The 22,369-nt window shown below is 64.3% G+C and carries 18 protein-coding genes; 9 read left to right on the forward strand and 9 right to left on the reverse strand.

What is annotated here, in order from left to right:
* Positions 1-93: 93 nt before the first annotated feature.
* Together U5A57_RS19400 and U5A57_RS19405 are read right to left on the reverse strand one after the other, a co-directional pair.
* Positions 94-1,398 carry an MFS transporter gene (locus U5A57_RS19400; protein WP_321913282.1) on the reverse strand — a complete coding sequence of 435 codons (1,305 nt, stop codon included), beginning with the start codon at positions 1,396-1,398 and terminating at the stop codon, positions 94-96.
* Entirely contained in the window at positions 1,395-2,585 is a 1,191-nt protein-coding gene (locus U5A57_RS19405) for a M20 aminoacylase family protein (RefSeq protein WP_321913283.1), read from the reverse strand. The genes U5A57_RS19400 and U5A57_RS19405 overlap by 4 nt, the downstream gene beginning before the upstream one ends.
* 161 nt (positions 2,586-2,746) lie before the next feature.
* Here U5A57_RS19405 and U5A57_RS19410 point away from each other — a divergent pair, with 161 nt between their 5' ends.
* Entirely contained in the window at positions 2,747-3,700 is a 954-nt protein-coding gene (locus U5A57_RS19410; protein WP_321913284.1) for a LysR family transcriptional regulator, read from the forward strand.
* Between the two features lie 57 nt (positions 3,701-3,757).
* On the opposite strand, the gene U5A57_RS19415 is transcribed toward U5A57_RS19410, so the two are convergent.
* Complete coding sequence (locus U5A57_RS19415; RefSeq protein WP_321913285.1) at positions 3,758-4,465, reverse strand: GntR family transcriptional regulator; 708 nt, start codon at positions 4,463-4,465, stop codon at positions 3,758-3,760.
* 163 nt (positions 4,466-4,628) lie between these two features.
* Between U5A57_RS19415 and U5A57_RS19420 the strand changes: the two genes are divergently transcribed.
* The 3 genes from U5A57_RS19420 to U5A57_RS19430 all read left to right on the forward strand — a co-directional run bounded on the left by U5A57_RS19420 (position 4,629) and on the right by U5A57_RS19430 (position 10,313).
* Complete coding sequence (locus U5A57_RS19420) at positions 4,629-5,846, forward strand: pyridoxal-phosphate-dependent aminotransferase family protein (RefSeq protein ID WP_321913286.1); 1,218 nt, start codon at positions 4,629-4,631, stop codon at positions 5,844-5,846.
* Positions 5,847-5,996: 150 nt separating this feature from the next.
* The gene (locus U5A57_RS19425) at positions 5,997-7,283 is read left to right on the forward strand and encodes an MFS transporter (protein WP_321913287.1); all 1,287 of its coding nucleotides are present in this window, start codon (positions 5,997-5,999) and stop codon (positions 7,281-7,283) included.
* A gap of 6 nt (positions 7,284-7,289) precedes the next feature.
* The gene (locus U5A57_RS19430; protein WP_321913288.1) at positions 7,290-10,313 is read left to right on the forward strand and encodes an FAD-binding and (Fe-S)-binding domain-containing protein; all 3,024 of its coding nucleotides are present in this window, start codon (positions 7,290-7,292) and stop codon (positions 10,311-10,313) included.
* On the opposite strand, the gene U5A57_RS19435 is transcribed toward U5A57_RS19430, so the two are convergent.
* The 3 genes from U5A57_RS19435 to U5A57_RS19445 are packed head-to-tail and all read right to left on the reverse strand — an operon-like array spanning position 10,310 to position 14,184.
* Positions 10,310-11,404: a serine hydrolase domain-containing protein gene (locus tag U5A57_RS19435; protein ID WP_321913289.1), complete on the reverse strand. Its 1,095-nt coding sequence runs from the start codon at positions 11,402-11,404 to the stop codon at positions 10,310-10,312. The two genes, U5A57_RS19430 and U5A57_RS19435, sit on opposite strands and share 4 nt — an antisense overlap.
* Before the next feature lie 40 nt (positions 11,405-11,444).
* Positions 11,445-12,755 (reverse strand): MFS transporter, encoded by a 1,311-nt coding sequence (locus U5A57_RS19440; protein WP_321913290.1) that lies wholly within the window; start codon positions 12,753-12,755, stop codon positions 11,445-11,447.
* A gap of 10 nt (positions 12,756-12,765) precedes the next feature.
* Complete coding sequence (locus tag U5A57_RS19445; protein ID WP_321913291.1) at positions 12,766-14,184, reverse strand: M20 family metallopeptidase; 1,419 nt, start codon at positions 14,182-14,184, stop codon at positions 12,766-12,768.
* Between the two features lie 124 nt (positions 14,185-14,308).
* Between U5A57_RS19445 and U5A57_RS19450 the strand changes: the two genes are divergently transcribed.
* Positions 14,309-15,217, forward strand: coding sequence for a LysR family transcriptional regulator (locus tag U5A57_RS19450; protein ID WP_321913292.1), 909 nt, complete (start codon positions 14,309-14,311; stop codon positions 15,215-15,217).
* Positions 15,218-15,223: 6 nt separating this feature from the next.
* Here U5A57_RS19450 and U5A57_RS19455 read toward each other — a convergent pair whose 3' ends face one another.
* The 3 genes from U5A57_RS19455 to U5A57_RS19465 all read right to left on the reverse strand — a co-directional run bounded on the left by U5A57_RS19455 (position 15,224) and on the right by U5A57_RS19465 (position 18,143).
* On the reverse strand, positions 15,224-16,567 hold the full coding sequence (locus tag U5A57_RS19455) for a type II toxin-antitoxin system HipA family toxin (RefSeq protein ID WP_415764026.1): 1,344 nt from the start codon (positions 16,565-16,567) through the stop codon (positions 15,224-15,226).
* The gene (locus tag U5A57_RS19460) at positions 16,564-16,986 is read right to left on the reverse strand and encodes a helix-turn-helix transcriptional regulator (RefSeq protein ID WP_321913293.1); all 423 of its coding nucleotides are present in this window, start codon (positions 16,984-16,986) and stop codon (positions 16,564-16,566) included. The genes U5A57_RS19455 and U5A57_RS19460 overlap by 4 nt, the downstream gene beginning before the upstream one ends.
* A 323-nt stretch (positions 16,987-17,309) precedes the next feature.
* Entirely contained in the window at positions 17,310-18,143 is an 834-nt protein-coding gene (locus tag U5A57_RS19465) for an NAD(P)-dependent oxidoreductase (protein WP_321913294.1), read from the reverse strand.
* 174 nt (positions 18,144-18,317) lie between these two features.
* Here U5A57_RS19465 and U5A57_RS19470 point away from each other — a divergent pair, with 174 nt between their 5' ends.
* The 4 genes from U5A57_RS19470 to U5A57_RS19485 all read left to right on the forward strand — a co-directional run bounded on the left by U5A57_RS19470 (position 18,318) and on the right by U5A57_RS19485 (position 22,365).
* Positions 18,318-19,310 carry a LacI family DNA-binding transcriptional regulator gene (locus U5A57_RS19470; RefSeq protein ID WP_321913295.1) on the forward strand — a complete coding sequence of 331 codons (993 nt, stop codon included), beginning with the start codon at positions 18,318-18,320 and terminating at the stop codon, positions 19,308-19,310.
* A gap of 192 nt (positions 19,311-19,502) precedes the next feature.
* Positions 19,503-20,726, forward strand: coding sequence for a porin (locus tag U5A57_RS19475; protein ID WP_321913296.1), 1,224 nt, complete (start codon positions 19,503-19,505; stop codon positions 20,724-20,726).
* A gap of 70 nt (positions 20,727-20,796) precedes the next feature.
* Positions 20,797-21,807 carry a TRAP transporter substrate-binding protein gene (locus U5A57_RS19480; RefSeq protein WP_321913297.1) on the forward strand — a complete coding sequence of 337 codons (1,011 nt, stop codon included), beginning with the start codon at positions 20,797-20,799 and terminating at the stop codon, positions 21,805-21,807.
* Between the two features lie 78 nt (positions 21,808-21,885).
* The gene (locus tag U5A57_RS19485; RefSeq protein ID WP_321913298.1) at positions 21,886-22,365 is read left to right on the forward strand and encodes a TRAP transporter small permease; all 480 of its coding nucleotides are present in this window, start codon (positions 21,886-21,888) and stop codon (positions 22,363-22,365) included.
* Positions 22,366-22,369: the final 4 nt, after the last annotated feature.

A 22,369-nucleotide genomic window follows, 5' to 3' on the forward strand; every position in this document is an offset into this window, starting at 1 on the left:
TCAGTCGTTCAGGCTTCAGAAGCGAAAGGGCGGGCGACGCAATCCGCGTTCGCCCGCCCTTTTTTCAAAGCGGCGTTCTTGTGGGTCGACCGTTCAGTCGATTACCTTGTTGCCGGTTTCCTCGAACAAGGAAACGGCGATGAGCGAAATCAGCACGCAGCCGATCATGTACCACGCGGGCGCCATCTTGTTGCCCGTGACATGGATGAGCCAGCCGGCCACGAGTTGAGCCGTGCCGCCGAACACCGACACCGCAATCGCGTACGCGCTCGACATATAGCCTGCGCGCAGATGCTTCGGAAAGTTTTCCGGCATCAACGCGTAAGCGGGCGCGGAGCCCATCGTGTAGCAGAGCATGAGCACGATGAGCGCGCCGAGCACGACCGGCAGCGAAGGAAAGTGCGTCATGAGCCAGAACGCCGGGTAGAGCAGCAGGATCAGCGCGACGCGACCGATCACCGTGAGCGGTTTGCGGCGGCCCATGCGGTCCGACCACGCGCCGTAGATCGGGCACATCACGAGCGAGATCGTGCTGGACGCCACGCCCGCGAGGATCGACATCTTCGGTGGCAGTCCCAGGTACTGGATGCAGTAGGTCGGCATGTAGTACATCATCACGTACGTCGACACCGACATGCCCATGACCGCGAAGATCGTGAGGAACCAGTTGCGCACGTACAGGCCGCGCTTCGGGTCGTTGCGGTCCGCGACCACGCGCTGTGCGGGCGGCTCCTCGCGAATGTGCCGGCGCAGATAGATGCCGACTGGCGCGATGAGCGTGCCGAGCAGAAACGGAATGCGCCAGCCCCAGCTATGCATCGTCTCTGCGGAGAGCAGAAAGCCAAGGCTTGCCGCAAGACCCGAGCCGAGCAGCGCCGCCGCGCCCTGGCTGGCAAGCTGCCAGCTTGCGCGAAAGCCGCGGCTCGCTTGTCCGCCCATTTCGAGCAGCGTGGCCGTTGCCGCGCCGAATTCGCCGCCTTGCGCGAAGCCCTGCACGAGGCGGGCGAGGACGATGAGCAGCGGCGCAGCGATACCGATCTGCGCATAAGTGGGCGCAAGACCGATGGACGCGGAACCCACCGCCATCAGCAGGATGGTGAGCGTGAGCGCCGGCTTGCGGCCCGCGCGGTCGGCGTAGCGGCCGAGCACGATGCCGCCGAGCGGGCGCATGACGAAGCCCACGGCGAACACCGCGAACGCGAGCAGCAGCGACGTGACCTGGCTGTCGGCCGGAAAGAACTGATGGCCGATCGTCAGCGCGAAATAGCTGTAGACCGTGAAGTCGAAGAATTCGAGCAGGTTGCCGATCACCGCCGCGAGAACGATCTTGCGCTGGTAGCCAGGGGAGAGTGCGACTTCGTCGGTTGTTTTCAGAAGCGGTTCAGTGGCGGCGTTCATGCACGGTCCTTGCTGAGGAAGCGTTCGACGAGACGCGTCCAGAACGCAGCGCCAATGGTCAAGTTCTCGTCGTTGAAGTCGTAGCGCGCGTTGTGCAGCATCGGCCGGCCTTCGCCATTGCCAAGGCGTACGAAACAACCGGGGCGCTGCTGCAGGTAGTACGCGAAGTCTTCGCTACCCGCGATCGGCGGGAATGGCGCGATGACGTGCTCCGGCCCGACCAGTTCCTCGGCCACCTGGCGGGCAAATTCGGTTTCGGCTTCGCTGTTGATGAGCACCGGATAGCCGCGGATAAAGTCGATGTCCACCTTCGCGCCGTAGCTTTGCGCCTGCGCCTCGACGAGCGCGCGGATGCGGGCTTCGAGCGTCGCGCGCACTTCGGGCGAGAACGAGCGCACGCTCATTTCGAGCACGGCGTCTTCGGGAATCACATTCGGCGCATGGCCCGAACGGAACGCGCCAACGGTCACGACCGCGGCTTCGTTCGGGTCGACGTTGCGCGACACCACCGACTGCAAGGCCATTACGATGCTGCTGCCCACGAGCACCGGGTCCACGGCCAGATGCGGGCGCGCCGCGTGGCCGCCCTTGCCGTGAACGCGCAGCTTGACGGTGTCGCAAGCGGCCATGAGCGGGCCTGCGCGAAAGCCGAACGTGCCGGTGGGCACGCCCGGATGATTGTGCAGGCCGAAGATCGCTTCGCAGGGGAAGCGATCGAACAGGCCGTCGGCGATCATGCGCTCGGCGCCGCTGTCCGAGCCGGCTTCCTCGGCGGGCTGGAAGATCAGGTGGACCGTGCCGTCGAAGTTGCGCGTTTTGGCGAGCTGGCGCGCCGCGCCGAGCAGGACCGCGGTGTGGCCGTCGTGGCCGCATGCGTGCATCTTGCCCGCGTGCACGCTTGCATAGTCGAGGCCGGTCAGCTCCTGGATCGGCAGGGCGTCCATGTCGGCGCGTACGCCTACCGTGCGCGCGCTCGTGCCCGCCTTGAGCGACGCCACCACACCGTGGCCGCCCACGTGGCGCGTGACTTCGTAGCCCCAGGCCGCGAGCTTGTCCGCGACGAAGCGCGATGTGTCGGCTTCCTCGTACGAGAGTTCAGGGTGCTTGTGGAGGTGATGACGGATTTCGTCGAGTTCCGAACGGGCTTCGGCCAGGTCGGCGATTTCGCAGTAGTGGTGCTCGCTCACGGGGACTCCTTATTGGAATTGGTTTGGGCAAAAGCCGAAGGCCGAGTATTGCATCGACGAAAAACTCGACCCATGACGGAAAAGCGCCGAAAATGTTGACTTTAAGTCAACGGTTGATTGTCGCGGCGCAGCAAGGCAATGCGCGCAAAAGGAGCCACGCAGTGCGGGGAAAAGCAGATCGGGAAGATGCGGCGCGAGGCGCGATTGACGATATCGGCGAGCGGCCGTTGCGCTATCTGGCCGAAATCGCGAGTGCGGGCGGCGTGCGCATGGCCGCCGAGGCGCTGGGCGTCAACGCATCGGTCATCAGCCGCCAGGTGGCGGCGCTGGAGCGGCGGCTGCGCTTTTCGCTGATCGAGCGGCGCGGCCGCAACGTGGCCGTGACCGAGATCGGTCAGGTGCTCGTGGATCACTATCGCGACGGCCAGCGCCGCCAGCGCGATCTGGCCGCGCGGCTGGAGGAGTACCGGCACCTGAGGCGCGGGCGCGTGGCGCTAGGCGTGGGCGAGGGCTTCATCGGCAATCTGATCGCGCGAGCGCTGCAGCGATTTTCGATGACGTACCCCGACATTCTCGTGGAGATTCGCTCGGGGCCGACGCCGGTCGTGCTCTCGCTCGTGCGCGACGACGTGGTCGATATCGGCCTCTGCACGCGCACCTCCGACGACCCCGCGATGCGCATTCATCCGTTTGCGTCGCGGCCGCTTTGCGCGCTCGTCGCGCCCTCGCACCGCTTTGCGAAGTTGCAGAAGGTGGCGCCCGCCGAACTCGCCGGCGAGCGACTGATCTTCATGACCGAGTCGTTCGGCGTGCAGCACTTCGTGCAGTCGCTGTTCGACGACGCGCGCCTGAATGTGATGCCCGCCTATCGCGTGGATCTTTTCAATACGGCGCAGACGCTCGCGGCCGCCGGGCTCGGTGTGGCATTCATGTCGTCGATCACGGCGCGCCGCGGCATCGATCTGGGCGAACTGGTGGCCGTGCCGATCGATCATCCGATTGCAGCGGGCTTTTCAAGCCAGATGGTCACGCGCGTGGGCCGCAGGCTCTCGCCCGCGGCGGATCACCTGAGGAAGCAGCTTGCGCAGAGTTTTCTGGAGTCGGCGGAGAAGTAACGGCGTGTCGTTGCGTGCGCAACGGATCGGGTCGGTAGCGGCTCGGTTGCCGATCTATTATTCCTGCGCCGAAGGCGCATCCCCAATCCTCAACACCGCGTCGCGCTTGGCTAGCAAATGCTGCCGCAAGATCGCCGCGAGCCGCTTGCCGTCGCGCGCGTCGAGCGCTTCGAGCATTTCGCCGTGCTCATGAATCGCGCGATCCCACTTCGGGGTCTCGAAGTTCGAGCGAAACCGCAGCGCCTGCAAGCGGCGGTTCACGGCGATATACGTTTGCCGCAGCGCCGAATTGCGCGCCGCTTCGTTGATCTTGTCGTGAATCGCCTGATTGCGGCTGTAGTAACCGGCCAGATCGTTCTGCGCGCGGCAGGCGAGCATGGCGTAGTGCAGCGCCTTGATCTCGGCGATCTCGGCCGCGGTGATCCGCTCGCAAGCCAGTTCGCCTGAAAACGCTTCGAGCCCGCTCATGAGTTCGAAGGTCTCGCGCAGTTCCGCCTCCGACATCTTCGAGACCGAAGCGCCGCGATTCGGCGAAATCTCGATCAAGCCTTCGGACGCGAGCACCTTCAGCGCTTCGCGCAACGGCGTGCGCGAAATGCCCAGGGTTTCGCACAGTTCGCGTTCATTGAGCTTGCGGCCGGGCTCGAGCACGCCTTCCACGATGAACCGCCGCAGATGATCGACGACGGTGTCATGGAGTTGCTGGCGCGGAATAGGCGGCAGTTCCGGGCTAACGGCGACGGGGTTCAGGTTCGGGTTTTGCATGCAAAAGGCATTTCCATCGATTTTCAGCGAATTCTAGCCCAAGGACAGGACCCCAAAGAAGCACGCCGTGATTGGGGTAAACCACGTCGGAATTCTCTGTCTACGTAAGGGCTGACTGGATTATAGTTTTTTGCATGCAAAATTCAAAAACAGGAGCGATTGCATGTTGAAGCTCGATTTCCATCCCGCTGGTCGTCACTTCCTGCAGATTCCCGGCCCGAGCCCGGTGCCTGATCGCATCCTGCGCGCGATGAGCTATCCGACCATCGACCATCGCGGCCCCGAGTTCGGCGTGCTCGGGCTCAAGGTGCTGGACGGCATCAAGAAGATCTTCAAGACCCAGCAGCCGGTGGTGATCTATCCGGCCTCCGGCACCGGCGCCTGGGAGGCCGCGCTCACCAACACGCTGAGCCCCGGCGACACGGTGCTGATGTATGAAACGGGTCATTTCGCGACGTTATGGAAGCAGATGGCCGAGCGCCTTGGCCTGAAGCCGGAGTTTCTCGGCCTGCCTGGCATTGAAGGCTGGCGGCGCGGCGTGCAGCCCGACATGATCGAAAAGCATCTGCGCGAAGATGCGCAGCACACGATCAAGGCCGTTTGCGTGGTGCACAACGAAACGTCGACCGGCGTGACCTCCGACATCGCCGCGGTGCGCCGCGCGATCGACGCCGCCGGGCACCCGGCGCTGCTGCTCGTCGACACGATTTCGGGCCTTGCGAGCGCGGACTACCGGCACGACGAGTGGGGCGTGGACGTGACCGTCTCCGGCTCGCAGAAGGGCCTCATGCTGCCGCCGGGCATCAGCTTCAATGCGGTTTCGGCGAAGGCGCTGGCGGCCAGCGAGCAGGCAAAGCTGCCGCGCAGCTTCTGGGGCTGGACCGAGATCATCGAGATGAACAAGAGCGGCTACTGGCCGTACACGCCCAACACGAACCTGCTCTACGGCCTTTCCGAAGCGCTCGACATGCTGCAGGACGAAGGGCTCGACAACGTATTCGCGCGGCATCAGCGCCTGGGTGAAGCGTGCCGGCGCGCGGTGCGCGCGTGGGGCCTCGAAATCCAGTGCGTCGACCCCGCCGTCTACAGCCCGGTGCTCACGGGCGTGATGATGCCCGAAGGCGTGGACGCGGATGCGGTTCGCAAGATCATCTACGAGCGCTTCGATCTTTCGCTCGGTACGGGCCTTGGCAAGGTCAAGGGGCGCATGTTCCGCATCGGGCACCTGGGCGACTGCAACGATCTCACGCTGCTGGCCGCGTTGGCCGGCTGCGAGATGGGCCTGCGCATTGCGAGCGTGCCCTTGAGGGACAGCGGCTTGCCGGCGGCGATGGAATATCTGGCGGCGCAGCCCAATGTGGTTTCGCTGAAAGCAGCCTGAAGCAGGCGTTTTTCTCACATAAGACGCACATGCCGCGCACGGGGCGCGGCATGACAGGCTGATTTCCTATGTTGTCCCAGGTTGTTCCCATGCCGGACGCCCCTGCAAGAAGGGCGAAGCGGCCGATAGAACCAGCAACGGAGACAGACGATGAAACGGTATCGATTGACGAGCGCGAGCAGCATCGTGCTGATCATGCTCTGCATCATGTACTTCATCACCTACCTCGATCGTGTGAACGTGAGCACGGCGGCGGCGGGCTTCGGCAAGGAGTTCCAGCTATCGCACACCGAAGTAGGGCTGGTTTTTTCGGCGTTTGCGTATCCGTATCTGCTGTTTCAGATCATTGGCGGCTGGGTGAGCGACCGCTTCGGCGCGCGCCGCACGCTGCTTTTCTGCGGCGCTGTGTGGGGCGTGGCCACGGTGCTCACGGGCATGGCGGGCGGCCTCGCCTCACTGCTCGCCGCGCGTCTTTTGCTCGGTTTCGGTGAGGGCGCAACGTTTCCCGCCTCGACCTCGGCCATGTCGCGCTGGGTCGCAAAAGAGCGGCGCGGCTTCGCGCAGGGCATCACGCACTCCGCGTCGCGCATCGGCAATGCGGTGGCGCCCGCAGTCGTGGTGCTCGTGATGGCGCGCTACGGCTGGCGCGAATCGTTCTACGTTTGCGGCGCGCTCAGCCTGCTGTGGGTGGTGGTGTGGGCGTTCACGTTCACCGAGCACCCGAAGGATCACCCGCGCATTACCGAGGCCGAACTCGCCATTTTGCCGCCGCCCAAGCCGCGCGTGACTGGCCTGCCGTGGATGGCGCTCTTCAAGCGCATGATTCCGGTGACGATCGTCTACTTCTGCTACGGCTGGACGCTGTGGCTTTTCCTGAGCTGGATTCCGCAATACTTCCTGCACAACTATCACCTGCAGCTGGGCAAGTCGGCGATCTTCGCCTCGGTGGTGTTCCTCGCGGGCGTGGTGGGCGACACGCTCGGCGGCCTCGTGACCGACTGGCTCCTCAAGCGTACCGGCAACCTCAAGCGCGCGCGCAGCTGGATGGTCTCGGTATGCATGCTCATCACGTTGATCGTGCTGGTGCCGCTGATGTTCGTGCACGATCCCGTTATTTCGATGACATGCCTCGCGGCGGGTTTCTTCTTCGCCGAAATGACCATCGGCCCGATGTGGGCGATCCCCATGGACATCGCACCGGAATTCTCCGGAACGGCGAGCGGCATGATGAACACGGGCTCGGCATTGGCCGCGATCATCTCGCCCGTGGTGGGCGGCTTTCTGATCGACCACTTCGGCAACTGGGATCTGCCGTTCGTGGGCAGCATGGTGCTGATGGGGTGCGGCGTGATTCTCGCGTTCCGCATGCAGCCCGAGAGCCGCTTCGAGCTGGGCAAGCAGGCTGAAGCGCCCACAGGTTCTCATCAGGGAGTGTGACCGGCAATGGAAGGCGCACGCACCTCTGGCATGCTGGTCAAGCCGATTCATCTGGTTCCCTCGAGCGCGGGCCATGGCTCGCCGCTCGCGCGTCGCCTGCGCGAAGCCGTGCGCGGCGACGTGTTCTTCGACGCCGCGAGCCGCGGCCGCTACGCAACCGACGCCTCGATCTACCAGATCACGCCCATTGGCGTGGTGGTGCCGCGCGATCAGCACGACCTGCGCGCCGCGCTGGAAGTGGCGCGCATCGAGCATGCGCCGGTGCTGGCGCGTGGCGCGGGTACGAGCCAGTGCGGCCAGACGGTGGGCGAAGCGCTCGTGATCGACACGTCGAAGTGGCTCAACAACATCGTCGATTTCGATGCCGAAGCGCGTACGGTAACAGTCGAGCCGGGCGTCGTGCTCGATCATCTGAATGCCTGGCTCAAGCCGCACGGGCTGTGGTTTCCCGTAGACGTTTCGACGGCCGCGCAGTGCACGATCGGCGGCATGGCGGGCAACAATTCGTGCGGCTCGCGCTCGATCGAGTACGGCAACATGGTGCACAACGTGCTCGGCATCGACGCGATTCTCGCGGACGGCAGCGAGGCCCGTTTCCAGTCGTTGAAGAAGCCGCAGGAAGGCGCGCGCCTCGCGGCGCTGCTTGAAGGCGTGCAGCGCATCGCCACGCGCGAGCGCGGCGAGATTGCCGAACGCATACCGAAGGTGTTGCGCCGCGTGGCCGGCTACAACATCGACCTGTTCGACTGCCAGAACCCGCTCGCCTATACCGACGACGGCGTGGCGAATCTCGCGCATCTGCTCGTAGGCTCCGAAGGCACGCTCGCCTTCAGCCGGCAGATCACGCTGAAGCTCGCGCCGCTGCCCGCGCACAAAACGCTGGGCGTAGTGAGCTTTCCGACCTTCTGGCAGGCAATGGACTCGGCGCAGCACATCGTCAAGCTCAAGCCGACTGCGGTGGAACTGGTCGATCGCACGATGATCGAACTCGCGCTTGGCAACCCCGGCTTCAAGCCGGTGATCGAAAAGGCGCTGGTGGGCAGGCCCGATGCGATCCTGCTGGTCGAATTCGCCGGCGACAATCGTGACGATCAGGTGCGCCGCCTCGATGGTCTCGTCGAACTGATGGGCGACCTCGGCCTGCCGGACTCGGTTGTGAGGATGACCGACGCGAACGAGCAAAAGGCGCTGTGGGAAGTGCGCAAGGCCGGCCTGAACATCATGATGAGCATGAAGGGCGACGGCAAGCCGGTCTCGTTCATCGAAGACTGCGCGGTGCCGCTCGAACATCTCGCGGAGTACACGAGCCGCCTGACCGAAATCTTTCATCAGCACGGCACCGAGGGCACATGGTACGCGCACGCGAGCGTCGGCACGCTGCACGTGCGCCCGATTCTCGACATGCGCCGCGACGGCGCAGCGAAAATGCGTGCGATAGGCGAAGCGGCCGCCGAACTCGTGCGCGAGTACAAGGGCGCGTTTTCGGGCGAGCACGGCGACGGCCTGTGCCGCGGCGAATGGATTGCCTGGCAGTACGGACCGAAGATCAACCAGGCGTTCACGGAGATCAAGCAGCTATTCGACCCCGAGAATCGCTTCAATTCCGACAAGATCGTGCGCCCGCCGAAGATGGACGACGCAAAGCTGTTCCGCTTCGCGCCGGGATATCGCGAGCGCCAGATGCGGCCGATGCTCGACTGGTCGGCGTGGGACGCGAAGCGCGATCCGCTAACGGGCGTTGAAACGCCGCCCGGCAGCGGCGACGACTTGACTGGCGGCCTCGCGAAAGCCGTGGAGATGTGCAACAACAACGGCCACTGCCGCAAGTTCGACGCGGGCACGATGTGCCCGAGCTATCGCGTGACGAAAGACGAGAAGCACGTGACACGCGGCCGCGCGAACACGTTGCGGCTCGCAATCTCGGGGCAGTTGGGCGAGGACGGGCTCGCGAGCGACGAAGTCAAGGACACGCTCGACCTGTGCGTGTCGTGCAAGGGCTGCAAGCGCGACTGCCCGACCGGCGTGGACATGGCGAAGCTGAAGATCGAGGCGCGCGCGGCGTGGAATACGAAGCACGGCCTGAAGCTGCGCGAGAAGATGATCGCGTTCTTGCCGCGCTATGCGCGTCGTGCAGCAAAAGCGGGCGGCCTGGCGGCGGCCGGCGAGCGCATTCCTTTGGTCAATGCATGGGTGAAGCGCGCGCTCGGTCTCGCGCCGCAACGCTCGCTGCCGCAGTTCAGGCGGTCATTCCTTGCGGAGGTTGCAGCCACAAAGCCGGATGCTGCAGCGGCCACCAAAGAGGTCGTGCTGTTCGTCGATACCTTCAACGACAACTTCGAGCCGGAAAACGCGCGCGCCGCGAAGCGGGTGCTCGAAGCGGCCGGCTATTTCGTGCACTACAACGTGCGTGGCGAAGAACGTCCGCTGTGCTGTGGCCGCACGTTCCTCGCAGCGGGTCTGGTGGACGAGGCGAAGCGCGAGGCGCGGCGGCTACTCGATATGCTCATGCCGTTCGTCGCGCGTGGCGTTTCGATTGTCGGGCTCGAACCCTCGTGCCTGCTCTCGATGCGCGACGAGTTCCTGCAATACGGCTACGGCGACGAGGCCCGCGAACTTTCGGCCGCGGCATTCCTGTTCGAAGAATTCCTCGTGCGCGAGAAAGGCGCTGGCCGATTCGATCTGGCCTTGCATCCGCTCGCCGCGCCGCGTGCGTGGGTGCACGGGCACTGTCACCAGAAAGCGTTCGACGCCTTCCGGCCCGTGCTCACTGTGCTGGGCTGGATTCCGGGGCTGGAGGTGAAGCCGATCGAATCGTCATGCTGCGGGATGGCAGGAAGCTTCGGATACGAAGCCGAGCACTACGAAGCATCACTGGCGATGGCCGAGCTTTCGCTGTTGCCCGCCGTGCGCCAGGCAGATCGCACCGATCTCGTCGTGGCGGACGGCACGAGTTGCCGCCACCAGATCCACGACGGCGCGAACGCCACGGCGCTGCACGTGGCGAGAGTGCTGGAAATGGCGATTAGCTAACTTGCGAGTGTGCTCGTGCCATGGCGCGAGCACACGGCATCTACGGCGTGCAGCATCTTGCCGAAGAATGCATCGGCGAATTGCGAGTCGAGCCAGCGCACGATCAGCGCGATTTTGCGCTCGGGCTCGATCCACATGAAGGAGCTGCCCGCGCCTACGCCAAAATAACTCGACTCGGGCACGCTCGGAAACACGCGCCGCTCTGTATTGAGCCACACCAGCGAGCCATAGAACGGCGCGAGCGGGCAGGGCGTGCGCATGCGCGCGATCCATTCGCTCGAAAGCACGCGGCGGCCCGAGGCCATGCCATCGTCGAGCAGCATCTGCGCGACCTTCAACTGATCGTTGGCGCTCACCGACATGCCGCCGCCCCAATGCGAGCCGCCGGGCACCGATTGCACCCGTTTGCCGCCCAGATCGATCCATGCGTCGTCGTAGCCGACCCATTGCCAGTTCTCGCTTGCGCCAACGGGCCGCATGATCGTCTCGCGAAATACTTCGGGTAACGAACGACCGAACAGATGCAGCAGCGCGAGCGAGAGCTGGTTGATGCGCACGTCGTTGTATTCCCAATACGCGCCGGGCGCCTGCAACGGGCGCAATTCGCCTTTCTTTCCGTTGGGCGGCTTGCCGAAGGTGACGGCGCGATAGTGATCGGCCTGATCGGAAAGGCCGAAGCACTTGCCTTGCCACTCGCTCGTCTGTTGCAGCAGGTGCGTCCACGTCACGGTCGCATTGTGGTCGTCGTCGAAGCCGATGCCGGGCACGCGCACGCGTACAGGCTCATCGGGATCGGGCAAGAGGCCCTGATCGTGGGCGACGCCCGCAAGTAACGCCAGATACGTCTTCGCAATGCTGAAGGTCAGGTCCGGCCGATCAGGTTCGCCCCATTGCGCGAGCGGGCGGCCACCCACGGCAATGGCGCCGGACACAGGGCCGCGGTCGTGGATAGGGCCGAGCAAGCGGTTCCACGGCGGCGGGTCGTTCACGTGCACGCCGAAGTTGCCATCGGCGTGGCGGTCCCATGCCGATTCGTGATCGACGGAAAACTGAATGGCGTCCTGAACTTCTTGCGGCAAATCGTGTGACATACGTGCGTATTTCCCTTTCGTGTTCCTGTATGGCGCCGGTTCAACGGGCGCCCAGCTGTATGCGCGCCCAGATCAGCGTAGCGAGGCTCAACACGGCGGCGAACATCAGCCAGAGTCCCGGCGCGAGATTATTGCCCGTCGCCGCAATGAGCGAGGCCACGGCCAGCGGCGTGAAGCCGCCGAACACGGTCGTGCCGACGTTGTAGGCGAGCGCCATGCCCGTGGTGCGCGTGCGGGTGGGGAAGAAGCTTGCCATGAGCGCCGGAATCGAGGCGAAATACACGACCTTCAGCACCGCGACCCAGATCACGGCGGCCAGCAGCGTGGAGAGCGACGGATACGCGTTGATGAGCATGAACGCCGGATAGACGGTGAGCAGGAACAGCACGCCCGCCACGAACATGATGCGCGTGCGGCCCACCTTGTCCGACCAGTGGCCCACAATGGGTGTGAGCACGATGGCGATCAGGCCGGCCACGAGCGTGGCGATAAAGCCCGACGAAGGCGCGAGGCCGAGCTGGCGCGCGGCATACGTCGGCATATAGAGGAGCACGTACTGCGCCGACGTCGTCAGTATCAGCACGCCGATCGACGCAATCACTTGTGCCTTTTGCGTGGCGAACAATTCGCGCACGGGCGACTCGGCTTTCTCGACGCGCTCGAATTCGGGCGTTTCGTCCATGCGTTTGCGGATATAGAGACCCACGGGCCCAATTAGCACACCGAACAGGAATGGAACGCGCCAGCCCCAGCTTTCGAGCTGCGGCTGCGTGAGCGCGCCCGTGAGCACGGCGCCGAACAAGGAGACGAGCAGCGTGCTCGCACCCTGGCTCGAGAACTGCCAGCTCGACATGAAGCCGCTGCGCTGCGGCGCGTGCTCGACCAGGAAGGCGGTCGAACTGCCGAACTCGCCGCCCGCCGAAAAGCCTTGCAGCAGGCGCGACGCAAAAATGCCAATGGGTGCGAGTATGCCGATCGTCGCGTAGGTGGGCATGAGCGCGACCATGCCGGTGCCGATCGTCATCATCGCAATGGAGAGCGTGAGCGACGCCTTGCGGCCCTTACGGTCGCTGTACGAGCCGAGCACGAGCGCGCCGAACGGCCGCGCGAGGTATGAGAGCGCGAATGTGCCGAGTGTCAGCAGCAACGATATCGTCGCGTTGTGAACGGGGAAGAAGAGCTTGGAGAGCGTCGTGGCGAAGTAGCCATACGCGAGCAGGTCGTAGAACTCGAGCGCGTTGCCGATCGAAGTCGCGATGATGAGCCGCGAGACGTTCTTGCCCGAAGTGCTTCGCGTGGGCTCCGACCAGGGCTCGCTGCCGTGATGCGCGGGAAGGGAATCGATGCTCATTGCGACGTCCTCATGCAAGCGTTGTTGGATGCGGTGCGGGGTTGGACGCACCGGCTTCTCTTGCGCCGAGGTCCCAGAAAAGGCCAGCCATGATGCGCAGCCCGTCGCGCACGACCGGGCCGAGCAGGTGCTCGTTCGGTGCGTGCTGCGAGCAGCCTGGATACGAATGCGGCACCCACAGCGTGGGCATGCCGAGCACGTCGGCGAATACGTCGTTGGGGAGCGTCCCGCCCAGGTTCGGCAACAGCACGGGTTCGGCTCCCGTGGTTTCGCGCAGCGAGCGCAGCGCCCATTGCACCCACGCGTTGTCGGGATCGACACGCGTGGCCGGCGCGCCGCGCTCCACGTCGAGTTCGATCATGCCGAAGCCGTGCGCGTCGAGGTGCGCGCGCACGATGCGTTCGAGGTTTTGCCAGTCTGTGCCGACGACGAAGCGAATCTGCATGTAAGCGATCGCGTGCGGCGGAATTGCGTTCACGGGCTTTTCGGGGTTGCCGGTGCGAAACGCGAGCACTTCGAGATTGTTCCAGCCGAACACGCGCTCGGTGGACGTGAGGCCCGGCTCGCCGTAGTCGCGATCGACCTCGGGCTCACCCGGATTGCCGCCCACACGAATATCGGCAAGCGCGCGGCGTACGGATTCCGGAATGGGGGGCGGGCGCAGACCTTCTACGAGAATCTTGCCGTTCGCGTCGACCATCGAGGCGATCGCGTTTGCGAGCACGACGCCCGGATTGCGCAGGAGGCCGCCCCAGTTGCCCGAATGGTGGCCACCTTCACGCAGCGTCAGTTCGAGCTTGAAATTGACGAGGCCGCGCGAGCCGAGAAAGATCGTCGGGCGGTGCGCGCTCAGGCGCGGGCCGTCGGAGGCGATCAGCACGTCGGCGGCGAGTTCGTCGCGTAGGTGCGTGCACAGTTCGTGCAGGCCCGGCGAGCCGACTTCTTCGCCCGTTTCGAACAGCAGCTTGAGGTTGAAGCCAAGCTTGCCGCCGCGCGCGTCGAGCACGGCCTTGAGCGCCGCGAGATTGATGCTGTGCTGGCCTTTGTTGTCGGCGGTGCCACGGCCGTACCAGCGCTCGCCGTCGACGGTCACGTCCCACGGCGTGAGGCCCGTGCGCCATTGCGCGTCGTAGCCGCGCACCACGTCGCCGTGGCCGTAGCTGAGCACGGTGGGCAGCGCATCGTCTTCGTGGCGATGCGCAATCAGGAACGGGCCCGCGCCTTGGGCGGGATTCTCGACGACACGGCAGGTGAAACCCCAATCGACAAGGAGCGGCGTGAGTTCCTCGTCCAGATAGCCGCGCAGGCGCTCGCCGCTTTCCGGCTCCTGGCTCTCGGTGCGATACGCCACGCGGCGGCGCAGGTCGTTCAGGAAGTGGCCTGAATCGTATTGACCGGCTGCGGTTTGAATAGCGGTGTCACGGGTCAACTCACGTCCCCCTGTTTTTAAGGCCGTCGAGCGATCCTGCAGTCGCCGATATTTCTTCACAATTACAATATTTGTGATTTATCTTTGCCGAAACGGCAAAGCGAACGAGACCGCGCTCATCGACATGGACAACACCGCACTGCGCTATTTTCTGGAAGTGGCCCGCAGCGGCTCGCTGAGCAAGGCGTCCGAACGGCTTTACGTGGCCGTTTCGGCGCTCAGCCGCCAGATCAGCCGGCTCGAAGAGGAACTCGGCACGCCGTTATTCGAGCGGCGGCCGCGTGGCATGGTGCTGAGCGAGGCGGGGCGCATGCTCGCCGAGCACGCGCGGCGCAGCCTGCTCGAAACGGATCGCGTGGTCGGCGAGATTCGGGGCTTAAGCGAGGGTGGCCGCGCGACCATACGCGTTGCGAGTTCCGAAGGCCTCGCGCCGGATTTTCTGCCCCAGGTTTTCGCGCACTTCCTCCGGACCTGGCCGCAAACGCATTTTCAGCTGGACGTGTCGGCGCCTTCTGTTGCAACGCAGCGCGTGAGAGAAGGTACGGCCGATATCGCGCTGTGCTTCAGCCTCGCGCCGGAGAAAGAAATTGCCGTGCACTATTCGCAGCGCGCACCGATATTTGCGCTCATGCGGCACGATCATCCGCTGGCGGCGCGCGAGTCGCTTTCGTTGCGCGACTTGATGCCGTGGCCGGTTGCCATGAACAACCAGGGCGTAACGATCCGCCAGCTCATCGACATTGCGTGCAGCCTCGAAGGGTTGATCTTCGAGCCGGTGTTCGTCAGCAACTATCATGTCGCACTGCAAAGATTCGTACGCCTGACCGATGCCGTGACGTTCACCGGTTTTCTAACCGTGCGCGGCCGTCTCGAGGTGGAGGGCCTTGCCGCCGTGACGCTCTCGAACCCGGAGTTGCATCAGCGCACACTGCAGATCCAGACGATGGCGGGCCGCACGCTGCCGCAGACCATGCAGGCTTTTCTCGACCTGCTCACGCGCGCGATCGACGACGAGGATTTCGCCTGCGGGTGATTGCGCTTAATTCGTGAGCCCGGCGGTAAGCCGCGCGGCGAGCCTGCGCATGCCGGCGAAAACGGCGTCGGCTACGTCTTCCGGAAAACCGGCGGGAATCTGCGCCGAGACGGCTTCGATCACGCGCGGCGTTTGCGCCGCCACCTGCGCGAGCATCGCTTCGACTTCCGGCGCTGCGTATCCCACGCGCTGGCCCTGCGCGATCCAGTGCCGGGGATAGATCTCCTCGACGCGATAGTGCCGGTTGCGCCCGCGCACGGCCATCGCGAGGCTCACGCGCTGCGGCGCAATATGATTGCGGCCCCGGCCGACGACAGGATGCGCGCTGAGCACGTCGTAGAGCGGTGTAGCGGCGTACTCGCTGCCGGGCAGCAGTGCGATGCTGTAGTTCTTCGCGTGGCCGTCCGTTGCCGCGAGCAGCCAGAAGACGATTTGCGTGACGAAGAAGTGGCGGCGGTCGGCCGTGGCCTGCGCGGAGCCGTCCAGCACTTGCATGATCGCGTCGATGCCCGGGCCGCCGTCGGTTTCGTATTTGGCGAGCCCGGACGTGCCCGTGGCCTGGCACAGGTCCTCCTGCGGCAGGCGCACGATCCATTTGCCGTCGCTGGCAAGACGCCGGTCGAATCGCTCCACGACCAATGCCTTCATATCCTCGAATTGCGCGATTTCGCAGGGCGCGACGGGCAAGCCGTAGGCCGCGATGATTTGCGTGCACAGCCACTCGTTTTCCACCGAGGTACGCATGTCGGCGCGCATGTTGCCGACGAGCCCGAGCGGCAGCTTCAGGATATGCGTGGTCGGCGTGCTGCCTTCGGGAAGCAGCCACTGGCCGCCATGCCATAGCAGCGCGGTCTTTTCCTGCGCCCCGGCGATGGAAAGCCGCAGGCTGTCCACGGAGTCGTGCTCGCCCGCGTGCGGCGTGGCGGTGGTTTCGCGCAGCAGTTGTGCGATGTCGCCTTCGCTCAGCGCTCGCCCCTTGATGCTCCTGAGGCTCGCGGGCGCAACGCCAGCGGGGAGAATCTGCAGCGCGCCCACGCAATCGCGGCCGAGCGCGGCGAGCAACTCGAACGGCGAGGTACCGCCCGTCTGGTAGCGCGCGGCGATACGCCTGCGAATGCGGTCGCTGTCCGGCAGCAGATTGTCGAAATAGTCCGCGACGATCTGGCCGCGGTAGGGCTGGTTGCCGGGCGTGAACGGCAGCGAGAGCGAGAGGGGGCGGCCTTGCGGGTCGTCGAGCCAGCTGTCGAGATACACGAGGCGCTCGTTGCCGCGCGCGCTCTCCCAGGAGCCCACGGGCAGGCCGTTCATCCACAGGTCGAGCCGGTTGGGTAGACGGGGGCGTGCGCTCACCAGTTCTCTCTCGGTTTGCGGCGCGTGGCGGACTGGCGCGGCGGGACTTCGGCCGCCTGCGTGGTGCGGGTGCGCGTGCGGGTGCTTTCCCGGGTGCTTTTGCGGGCGGCCGGCGGCTTGGCCGCGCTCGGCATCCTGGCTGTAGCCGCGGGAGCTTTGGCCGGGCGGGGCGCGGCTTTCGCCGCGACCGGCGCAGCCTTGGCTTCGGGCGCGCCGAACTTGATTTCGACGTCGACGAGCCGCAGAACCCGAACGAGCCGCTCGACGCTCGCCGCTTCGGGATTCGCCTCGAACGCGGCATAGCTTTGCTGCGAGATGCCGAGCCGCGCGGCCATGTCTTTCTGGGTGAGGCCGGCTTTCTTGCGGAAGCCGACGAGAATCGGGCGCAGTTGACTCAGGGTCTTGAGAGGGTAGTCCACGGCAACTCCGGGCGGCTAGATGCGGATGCAAACGGAAGCAACGGCCGATGCAAACGGAAACGCGCGGCGCAGTGGAATACAGTCTATACGTTGTAAAGCAAAAATACAAACCATAGGCTGTAATTTGAAAATACAGCCTGTAGGTTGTATCTGGTGCCAGGAGAGTGCGGCAGCGGGTGAGTGACGACGATCAGGTTGCCATGCAAAGCTGCAACTAACTGTCCAGCGCGGCGTGATCCCACCCAGCCGCTTCGCGGCCAAGGCGGTCTGCCTTCAGGTTATCGAGCCGGTTCTCCAGCATGCACAGCAGACCGGGCGCCCGCTTAGCCCTCGGCGCCTTGCATCGGCTCGCCAAGCACGAACGGTCCGCCCTGATACTGCTGCGCGGCGTCGCCAGGTTCGGCGTTCGGCGCGGTCGCCGGGAAGCGCTCGGCGTACGCCGCCGAACTGTCGCGCGGCCGGTAGCCGAGAAAACCCGCCTTGCCGTTGTCCCACCAGCTTGCCGGGTTGTCCGACACGCCATACACGACAGCATGACCCACGCGGTTGGTGAACAACGAGCAGCGCACGAGTTCGATGAAGTCGCGATAGCTCAGGAACGTGACGAGCATGCGCGCGTTCTTCGGTTCTTCGAACGACGAACCAATGCGCAGACATACCGTTTCCATGCCGAAGCGATCGAAGTAATAGCGCGACAGCGATTCGCCGAAGCATTTCGTCACGCCGTACAAGCTGTCCGGCCGGTGCGCGGCGTCGGTATCGAGCACGCTCGTGACCGGATGGAAGCCCGTGACGTGATTGGAGCTCGCGTAGACGATGCGCTTGATGCCGTGCTTGCGCGCGGCTTCGTAAAGGTTGTACGTGCCGCGAATGTTGGCTTCGAGCAGGTCGTCGAATGGCGCGTCGATGGAAATGCCGCCCAGATGCACGATCGCATCCACGCCTTCCACAAGCTGCATGACCGCCTCGCGATCCGAGAGGTCGACGCGGTGCGTTTCCTCGTGCGCCGCCGCCTCGCCCAGTTCCGTGATGTCGCTCACGCGAACGACGTCGGCCCAGTTCGCGAGCGCGCCGCGCAACTGACGGCCCAGATTGCCGCCCGCGCCGGTAAGAAGAAGGCGGCCGAACGGTTTGGCGGAAATTGAGTGTTGCGACATCAGGGCTCCCTGGGAATTATTTTGATATTGATGGACGCATGGAAAACGTTTTCCGAATATAGCCACCGGAAATCGTAGCGTCAATGGAGGAATACCTGCTCCGAATACGGGGTTCACCCCAGGTCCGTTTCTGCGACAATGCTCGCCGTCGATCATCCCTGGCGCTGCCAACCTATGAAAAGTGGTTCCCCGACGATTCGCGATGTCGCCGCGATGGCCGGCGTCTCGGTCGCGACGGTATCGAAGTACGTGAACGGCACGCAACGCTTTTCGCCGGCGGTGGAAGCGAAGGTCAAGGACGCCATCGAGGTGCTCGGCTACCGCTCCAATCCGCTTGCGCGCTCAATGATCACGGGGCGCACGCGCACCATCGGCGTTGCCATTCTGGACATCGCGAACCCGCACTTCACGAACGTGGTCAAGGGCGCGAACCGCGTCGCGCTTCAGCACGACTACACGCTGCTTCTCGTGGACGCCGAAGAAAATCTCGCGCGCGAGCGCTCGCTCATCGAAGCGCTTTCGCCGCGCGTGGACGGCCTGATCGTCAGCTCGCGCGCGTCCGAGGAGATCGCCAGGTGGACGATGAATCTGGGTAAGCCGGTCGTCATGCTCAGGACCGTGCGCGGCCTCGACATTCCCACCGTCGGCTTCGACAACCGGCTCGCGACTTCCATGATGGTGCGTCATTTGCTCAATCTCGGGCACCGCCACGTGGCCTACCTCGGCTTCGCCGCGGCGACCATCAACGACGAGCGGATTGCCGGCGCAACCGAGGCGCTGGCCGAAGCCGGCCTCACGCTCGACGTGTACGAGACCCACGCGCCGACCGCCCAGGCAGGCGAGCAAGCCTGCTCGCGGGTGATGCTGGGCCCGAAGCGCCCGCAGGCGGTGATCTGCTACAACGACCTCATCGCGCTTGGCTTCATGAAGGAAGCGAAGTCACTCGGCTTTCGCATACCGCAGGATGTCTCGGTCGCGGGCATCGACAACGTGCCCTATGGCGAATACGTGGAGCCGCGCCTGACCACGATCGACGGGCAAAGCGAGCGTATGGGCGAACTGGCCATGCAAAAGCTCATTGACGTCCTCGCAGGCCGCGCGGATGTCGAGCAGGTCGTGCTCGAACCCCGCCTCGTTGTGCGCGACTCGACCGCTCCCTGCCGCTGATTCCCTGATCTGCGAAGTACCCGCTCGCTGGCCGTTCTTCAACGGCCAGCGGCCTCGTCACGCGTGCCCAGGGCACGCACTTTCGCACTGCCGCTCCGCGTAACTACCTACTAGCCATTTCGAAAGGAACGCATTAAATTTAAGAAAACGTTTTCCAGAAGTGACACATAAAGAACAAAAGGAGATCGGAGAATGCCGGAGAATACGCGCCGTTTGAAGTGCGCCGTCGTCGGGGTGGCGATTGCAGGTGCTGCGCCTGCCTTTGCGCAAAGCAGTGTCACGCTCTACGGTATCGTCGATACGGGCATCGGCTGGCAGTCGAGTCAAACGACGCTCGGTTCGACCTCGGGCGGCCGTTCGGCGGTCAAGATGATCAACGGCGTGTGGGCCGGCAGCCGCTTCGGCCTGAAGGGCGCCGAAGACCTGGGCGGCGGCACGAAGGCCATTTTCCAGCTCGAGCAAGGCTTCAACAGCGCAACCGGCGCGCAATCGACGAGCGGGCTCATGTTCAGCCGGCAAGCGTTCGTGGGCGTGACCAATCCCACCTACGGTTCGCTCACGGCGGGCCGCCAGTACGCTTCGTACTACCAGATGCTTTCGCCGTACAGCCCGACCACGTGGCTCACCGGTTTCTACGGCGCGCATCCGGGCGATCTCGACGGTCTCGACACGATCTATCGCGCCAATAACACGCTGTTGTACACATCGCCGAAGATCTACGGCTTCACGGTGAGCGGTTCGTACTCGCTCGCTGGCGTCCCCGGCAGCGTGACGCAAGGCTCGACCTGGACCGCCGCGGCGCAGTACGCCATGGGGCCGTTCGGCATGGCGGTGGGCTTCTCGCGCATCAACAACTCGAACGTGAACGGCGGCGCCTTCGGTGCCGATACGACCACGTCCAACGCGGGCGCGCAGCCCGGCATTTCCGCCGTCACCTACGGCTACCAGTCGGCGCGCGCACAGCAGCGCTTCGCCGTGGGCGCGGGCTATACGTTCAACAGCCAGTTCGATCTCACCGCGACTTACTCGAATGTGCAGTACATCCCCGGCGTGGGATCGGGCTTCCACGACACCGCGATCTTCAATACGGGCGGCGTCGTCCTGCACTGGAAGCCGGCTCCGACGTGGGACTTCGCGACGGGCTACAGCTATACGCGCGCAACGCGAGCCAACGGCATCACGAGCAGCGCGCAATACCAGCAGTTCAATCTCTCGGAGTACTACACGCTTTCCAAGCGCACGGGACTTTACGCGTTGCAGGCTTTTCAGCGTGCAAACGGCAAGACCCTCACGCCGGCGGGCAACGGTACCCAAATCATCAACGCGACCGCGACGATTGGCGATGGCTTCCAGACCACGCCGTCTTCGTCACGCAGCATGGTCGCTGTAGGTGCAGGCATCATCCACCGGTTCTGAGACACCCGGTTGGCCAGCTAATCAGCCCAAACACGGCTTGAAAACAACTCTTCCATTCTTGGGGCAAGCGATGAAAAAAACCTTTCGCAACGCACGCACTGCACGCACCGCAAAGACCGCGATGACGGTTCTGGCAGCGGCTCTCGCACTGACCGCCGGCGCCGCGCACGCGCGCGTGTTCCGCGTAGCCGATGTGCACAGCGACACCTTCCCGACCAACATGGCGATCAAGCACATGGGCGAAGAGATTTCGCAGGCCACGGGCGGCAAGGACTCCGTCAAGGTGTTCGGCAACAGCGCGCTCGGTTCGGAGAACGACACGATCGATCAGGTGCGCATTGGCGCGCTCGACATGGTTCGCGCCAATGGCGCCGCGTTCAACGAGATCGTGCCGGAGTCGATGATTCCGTCGCTGCCGTTCCTCTTTCGCGACATCGACCATTTCCGCAAGGTGATGTACGGCCCCGAAGGCCAGAAGATTCTCGACGCGTTCAAGGCCAAGGGCATGATCGCGCTGACGTTCTACGAGAGCGGCGCGCGTTCGATCTACGCGAAGCGCCCGATCAAGTCGCCCGCCGACATGAAAGGCCTGAAGGTGCGCGTGCAGCCGTCCGACCTGATGGTCGACGAAATCAAGGCCATGGGCGGCACGCCCACGCCGATGCCGTTCGCCGAAGTCTATACGGGCCTGAAGACGGGCCTCGTGGATGCGGCTGAAAACAACCTGCCGTCGTACGAGGAAACCAAGCACTACGAAGTGGCGCAGGTGTACTCGGAAACGGATCACGCCATGACGCCGGAAGTGCTCGTGTTCTCGAAGAAGGTGTGGGACACGCTCACGCCGCAGGAGCAGGACGTCATCAAGAAGGCGGCGGCCGACTCGGTGCCGTACTACGTGAAGCTCTGGACGGCGCGCGAAGACACGGCGGGCAAGACGGTGCAAAAGGGCGGCGCGACCATTGTTCCGGCTACGCAGGTCGATCGTGCAGCGTTCGTGAAGGCCATGCAGCCTGTGTGGGCGAAGTATGAAAAGACGCCCGAAATGAAGCAGATCGTGGACGAGATCCAGGCGATTCACTAAAGCCCGGGGCTCCGCGCCGCAAGCGGCGCGGAGCCGGAAAACCGCAGTTGTGAAGTCTGTACCGTGCAAGGGTGGATCATGACCTTCCTGAAACTCCCCAACGATTTACTGTTTCGCCTGCTGACGATCGTCGCCTCGGTTGCGCTCGCCGCGCTAACGGTGCTCGTCTTTTACGGCGTGATCATGCGCTACGTGTTCGAAAGCGCGCCCGATTTCGTGGAGCCGGTCGCGTTGCTGCTGGTGGTGACCATCGCCATGTTCGGCGCCGCGCTCAAGGTGCGCGAGCGCGGGCATATCGGGCTCGATTCGCTCGTCAAGAAGCTTTCCCCACGGTGGCAGCTGATCGCAGAAGCGTTTCAGCATGTCTGCCTGATCGCGCTTGGCGGGGCGATTTTCTTCGGCTGCCTGCAAATGGCGGAAACAACCATGGACGACCGTATCGCGATTCTCGGCGTGCCGGAAGCGGTGCGCTACGTCATTCCGGTCGTGGCCGGCACCTGCATCGTGCTGTTTTCGCTCGAGCATTTGTTGGCGCTGTTCGTACGCAAGGCAAAGTAGGGCA

Source organism: Paraburkholderia sp. J11-2 (assembly GCF_905220185.1).
Taxonomy (GTDB): domain Bacteria; phylum Pseudomonadota; class Gammaproteobacteria; order Burkholderiales; family Burkholderiaceae; genus Paraburkholderia.

What these genes read in the sequence shown, in the direction of transcription:
- U5A57_RS19430 (WP_321913288.1), top strand. Translation starts at nt 7,290, where the DNA reads ATGGAAGGCGCACGCACCTCTGGCATGCTGGTCAAGCCGATTCATCTG.
- U5A57_RS19470 (WP_321913295.1), top strand. Translation starts at nt 18,318, where the DNA reads ATGAAAAGTGGTTCCCCGACGATTCGCGATGTCGCCGCGATGGCCGGC.
- U5A57_RS19485 (WP_321913298.1), top strand. Translation starts at nt 21,886, where the DNA reads ATGACCTTCCTGAAACTCCCCAACGATTTACTGTTTCGCCTGCTGACG.
- U5A57_RS19420 (WP_321913286.1), top strand. Translation starts at nt 4,629, where the DNA reads ATGTTGAAGCTCGATTTCCATCCCGCTGGTCGTCACTTCCTGCAGATT.
- U5A57_RS19480 (WP_321913297.1), top strand. Translation starts at nt 20,797, where the DNA reads ATGAAAAAAACCTTTCGCAACGCACGCACTGCACGCACCGCAAAGACC.
- U5A57_RS19425 (WP_321913287.1), top strand. Translation starts at nt 5,997, where the DNA reads ATGAAACGGTATCGATTGACGAGCGCGAGCAGCATCGTGCTGATCATG.
- U5A57_RS19440 (WP_321913290.1), bottom strand. Translation starts at nt 12,755, where the DNA reads ATGAGCATCGATTCCCTTCCCGCGCATCACGGCAGCGAGCCCTGGTCG.
- U5A57_RS19415 (WP_321913285.1), bottom strand. Translation starts at nt 4,465, where the DNA reads ATGCAAAACCCGAACCTGAACCCCGTCGCCGTTAGCCCGGAACTGCCG.
- U5A57_RS19435 (WP_321913289.1), bottom strand. Translation starts at nt 11,404, where the DNA reads ATGTCACACGATTTGCCGCAAGAAGTTCAGGACGCCATTCAGTTTTCC.
- U5A57_RS19475 (WP_321913296.1), top strand. Translation starts at nt 19,503, where the DNA reads ATGCCGGAGAATACGCGCCGTTTGAAGTGCGCCGTCGTCGGGGTGGCG.
- U5A57_RS19450 (WP_321913292.1), top strand. Translation starts at nt 14,309, where the DNA reads ATGGACAACACCGCACTGCGCTATTTTCTGGAAGTGGCCCGCAGCGGC.
- U5A57_RS19400 (WP_321913282.1), bottom strand. Translation starts at nt 1,398, where the DNA reads ATGAACGCCGCCACTGAACCGCTTCTGAAAACAACCGACGAAGTCGCA.
- U5A57_RS19465 (WP_321913294.1), bottom strand. Translation starts at nt 18,143, where the DNA reads ATGTCGCAACACTCAATTTCCGCCAAACCGTTCGGCCGCCTTCTTCTT.